Genomic DNA, 4,324 nt, shown 5'->3' with positions numbered 1-4,324 from the left:
GTGGCTGCTGCCCTGGGTGGCAGGGATGCTGCTGTTGGCTTTTCGCAAACAGTCCTGGGGTTTCCGGCTGACGGCGGTGCTGGTGGCGGGGTTTATCAGCCTGACCCTGATGTTGAGCTGGCTGTATGTGAACTGGCTGTCGGTGGGGGATCCCTGGGCTTTCACCTACCAGGTGGGCAGCAGTCTGCGGCTGCCGCAATTGCGGGAAGACTTGCAGCAGGCGGGTGGCTGGCGGGGGGTGCTGGAGGCTGGGAAATGGCTGGCGGTGCTGGCCCCTGCCTATCTGCTGTTGGGGCTGGGATCCCTGCTGGGCCGAGGCCCGGGTCGCTGGGTATGGGCTCTGGTCTGGGGGATGCCGCTGGTCATCCTGCTGGCTTCTCTAGGGCAGGGGCTGTTTTTGCGGGAGCTGAGCCGCTTTGGCCTTTTCTGGGTGCCGCTGCCTTTGCTGATGGGCGCCTACTTGTGTCGCGGAGCCGGCCCCGGCTGGGCTAAGCGCCTGTTGATCACTGCCCTCTTGGGGTTGAACTGCCTCACTGCCGGTTATGGGGTGAGCCAAGAGCCGGGTTTCCTCATGCCCCTGGTGGCTGAGGAGCGGGATCTCTGGGAGCGGCTGGTGGCAGGGGTAGTGCCCCTTAGTGGCGAGTTGGAAGCTGCCCAAAACCTGTATGAAGTAACCTCTGCTGGGCAAGCCCTAGAAGACTGGCGGAGGCTGCGGCAGGAAAAGCGCCAGGTTGGGCAGTATCTCTATCGCCACCTGTTGCCCGGACAAAAAGTGCTGGTGGACGACGACATCCACTTTGAGGCTATCTTTTGGGCAAGGGATCCCCGCTCTTTCCTTACTCCTCACCAGTACGAGTTTGCCCTGGCCCTTCAGCATCCCCAGGAAAGGGTGGACTACCTCTTGGTAGCGGGGCTGGCGGATCCCTTGCAGAGGTCGGATCGTCTCCTGCAATTTTGGCCTGAGCTCAATTTTGAGGGGCTGCCGGGCTTCAGGGAGGTTTATAGCTCCCCCCAAGTGCGGCTGTGGGCTCGCCAACACCAAGAGGAACCGCAGGAGGAGAGGAGATGAAAAGGAGACGATCCTGGCAGCGGCGACAGGTGCTGCAAGCGGGCGGAGCGCTGCTGGCTGCCTATGGGGTTGCCGGCTGTGGCCAGGAGTTTTTGAGTCAGCAGGGGAGTCGCAGCCCGGAAAATGCCGAGACGGGAAGCATGAACTTGTCAGAGCTGCTGGCCCGCTGGCAGGTGGGCATTGGCGAGGATCCCGGTCGCTTCCTCTGGGAAATCGAGTCGGATCCGCAGGTGGCGGCAGTGGCGCAGGGGTGGGATCCCCATTTCCTGAGCGGCTGGCTGAACAGCTTTGATCACCGCCAGGGGGATCTCTCCTTTTGGCGCAACTGGCACCAGGCCGGGCTTTTGCGGCAGTGGTTTGAGCGGGGCTATACCCTCCACATCATCACCTGGGAAGACGACACCCACCGCCCCTGCGGCGACTACCACATCTCCAAGCAGTTTGTCCAGGATGTAGCCGAATTGGCCGGCTATATCGCTCAAGCCAACCCCCAAGGCCGCCCTACCTATTGGAGCCTGGCCACGGAGTTTTCCTATTGGCGGATCCCAGCAGATACCTACAACGCCGACACTGCTTTCTACTACCAAGCCCTGATGCGCAATGTCCTCACAGCCCGCCAAGCCATCAAGGAGCGGCTGCCGGCAGCCGAAGTAGCCCTGTGCTGGGGGGGCTGGATTGCCACCTTTGACGACCCTTCCCGGGGGGCAGGCCGCAGCATGGTGGAGCCCTTTGCCGAGACCCTGAGCCGGATGGACGGGATCGCCTTCCAGTCGATGCGCCAGCGGCGGCCAGGGGAGTTTAACCCAGAGCTGAACGGCCCGGATCCCGGTAACCCGGAGCAGATCCGCCTCTGTTGCCGCCTGTTTTCCCCCATCCACTCCAACCTGATGTTGGCCCACTACGAGCCATCGATTAAGGACAAGCACCCCAGCGGCGGACGGGCCGACACCGTCCATACAGACTTTCAGCTCATGAGCCGGCGGGAGTGGCTGCGGGAAGTGTCTCAACTGGGGCTGCGGCGCTTTTCCCTCATGCACTACGGCCTCTACAAAGGGGATCCCTATGGGGCGCTGACGGCAGCGCGGCAATTCCGGGCCCGGGTGGGCCTACCGGCTGCCACCGCCAGTTAGCAGTCGTTCTAGAGCTGGTTTTGTCCCGGATCTTGACCCAAATCTTGATCCTAGGGATATAATCCCCCTGAAGCTGCCGGGATCCCTGCCATGGAGAAGCTGAGATTTCTAAGGGCAAGCCTGCTGGCGAGTCTAGTGGTTAGTGCAATGCCGCCGGAGCTGCCGGCCTGGGCAGGATGCGGTTTTCCCCGCGGTGCCGGCAAGACTTTTTTTTCGCTGCAGCCGGAGGTCTATCGGCCTCGCACCCGCTTTGATCAGGGGGGACGCCTGCAGCCGGCCCTTTCGGAGTACGGAGAAACCCGCCTCAACCTTTTCGCCGAGACTGGCCTTAGCGATCAGCTCACTCTCAACCTCAACACCAGCTACGTTTTCATCGAAAATCGCTTTGCCAGCGGGGCTGACACCGTTACCCAGCGCAACCAGGGCCTGCGGGATCTGGAACTGGGCCTGCGCCATACTTGGGGGAACGGGGATCCCTTCCTTTCGGCCCAATTGACGGCCTTGATCCCGCCGGGATACGCCACCCGAGACATCCCCCTGCCCTTGGGGTACGGTGTTTTCGGCTACGATCTCAAAGTTGGGGTGGCGGCCAATACCCAGTTGGGATCCCTGCCTGCCTTTTTCGACTCCTGCCTCACGTTCCGAGATTACTTGGGCTATCCCGGGGATCGGGTCAAGGCCAACCTGACCTTCGGGGCAGACCTGACTCCTGAGCTGCAGGCCATCCTGGCCCTGGATGGGGATTTTACGTTGGGCAACGGCGCGCCTTTGTTGTTCGGGGATTTGGCCGTTCAGGATCCCGACTACGACAACCTCAAGCTTTCTGGCCAGCTCAACTGGCGGCTGGAGGGAGGGGTAACGCTGGGCTTGGGGGGGTTTCAGTTCCTGGCCGGTCGCAACACCAATGCCGGCGGCGGCTTTACCGGCTATGTGTGGCTAAGTTACTGAAACCAAACAAAATGTTGCAGGATATCCCCTACGGTAACAGGGATCCGCAAGGGCAGATCTAGGATGAGTCTTGGCAAACTACGGCCCGGAGAACGGATCCCATGTCTCGATTTGAGAACCTCATTGCCGCTATCGATGGCAGCGGCCCCACTGAGCAAATGGTGCATACCCTTCTGTCTCTGCCGGCCTTTGCCCAGTGCCACGTGACATTGCTGCATGCGGTGCCTTCCCAGACCTCTGCCGAGGAGATGCGGGCTGCCTGGCAAAAGGGGCAGGAACTGCTGGCCCAAACCCTGCAGACTTTCCCCCCCCGCCCAGGGCTAAAGATCAGCACGCAACTGGTGGAAGGGGATCCCAAAGTGGTGGTGCTGCAGGTGGCCGAGTCCCTGCCCAATCCGCTGATTGTGATGGGATCCCGGGGGCGCAACCGCATCATGGCCATTTTGCAGAACTCGGTGAGCCAATATGTGTTCCAGCTCGCCTCCTGCCCAATGCTGCTGGTCAAAGACGACGCCTACGTCAAATACCCCAGCCATGTCATGGTGGCCCTCAACAACTCCCCCGCTGCCCAGGCCGCCTTTGCCACGGCCCTTGACTTGATCTCCGGCATTCAAGGGGCCCAGATCTTCCTGGCCTCTGTGCAGTTGGATGCCGACAACCCAGGTAGAGATGAGGCCCTAGATCGGGCAATCGACATCCTCAAAAACCGGCAAATCGGCCACCAGGTGTTGACGGCTGTCGGGGATCCGGGCACAGAAATTGTCCGCTTAGCCGCCGAGAGCAACGCCGATCTGCTGGTGATGGGATCCCCTGACCGCCGACCTACCATTGCCCGCAGCATTCCCGATTTGGATCGGCTGTTGGGGCGTTCCATCTCTGACTATGTGCGGGTTCACATCGGCTGCCCCGTGCTGATGGTGCGTTCCGTCCAAGACAGCGACTGAGCCAGGCTTCAAGGCAGTATGGAGCGGCGCTCTGTAACTCGGTCACTCTGCTGCTGACGATCCGGGCTGACGGCCCAAGCTTCAAAGATCAGCTCAGGGACTCCGGGAGGGATGGTCATGCGGGTGAGGGCTTGCCACTGCCCCTGCTCGTCACGGGAGAAGTCCAGCAACCAACGGGGGCCATCCACCAAAGAGCGAGTGCGCCCGTGCTTCACCCAAAACTTGATCCAAAA

Annotated in this window: 4 protein-coding genes and 1 pseudogene; 4 read left to right on the top strand and 1 reads right to left on the bottom strand. The window is 61.4% G+C overall.

The window, feature by feature from the left end; translation table 11 throughout:
* The 4 genes from NW856_RS07945 to NW856_RS07930 all read left to right on the top strand — a co-directional run.
* On the top strand, window positions 1–1,069 hold a 1,069-nt coding region (locus NW856_RS07945; protein ID WP_414399755.1), incomplete at its 5' end, for a hypothetical protein.
* On the top strand, window positions 1,066–2,199 hold the full coding sequence (locus NW856_RS07940) for a hypothetical protein (protein ID WP_414399754.1): 1,134 nt from the start codon (window positions 1,066–1,068) through the stop codon (window positions 2,197–2,199). The genes NW856_RS07945 and NW856_RS07940, both read left to right, overlap by 4 nt.
* A gap of 135 nt (window positions 2,200–2,334) precedes the next feature.
* Window positions 2,335–3,147, top strand: a complete 813-nt coding sequence (locus NW856_RS07935; protein WP_414399753.1) for a hypothetical protein — start codon at window positions 2,335–2,337, stop codon at window positions 3,145–3,147.
* Between the two features lie 101 nt (window positions 3,148–3,248).
* Entirely contained in the window at window positions 3,249–4,091 is an 843-nt protein-coding gene (locus NW856_RS07930; RefSeq protein WP_414399752.1) for a universal stress protein, read from the top strand.
* 8 nt (window positions 4,092–4,099) lie between these two features.
* Here the strand turns inward: NW856_RS07930 and NW856_RS07925 are convergent.
* Window positions 4,100–4,324 (bottom strand): annotated as a pseudogene (locus NW856_RS07925) (hypothetical protein); the annotation flags it as partial.

Source organism: Synechococcus sp. R3-13 (assembly GCF_047462195.1).
Classification (GTDB): domain Bacteria; phylum Cyanobacteriota; class Cyanobacteriia; order Thermostichales; family Thermostichaceae; genus Thermostichus.
This window is presented reverse-complemented; position numbering and strand designations above follow the sequence as displayed.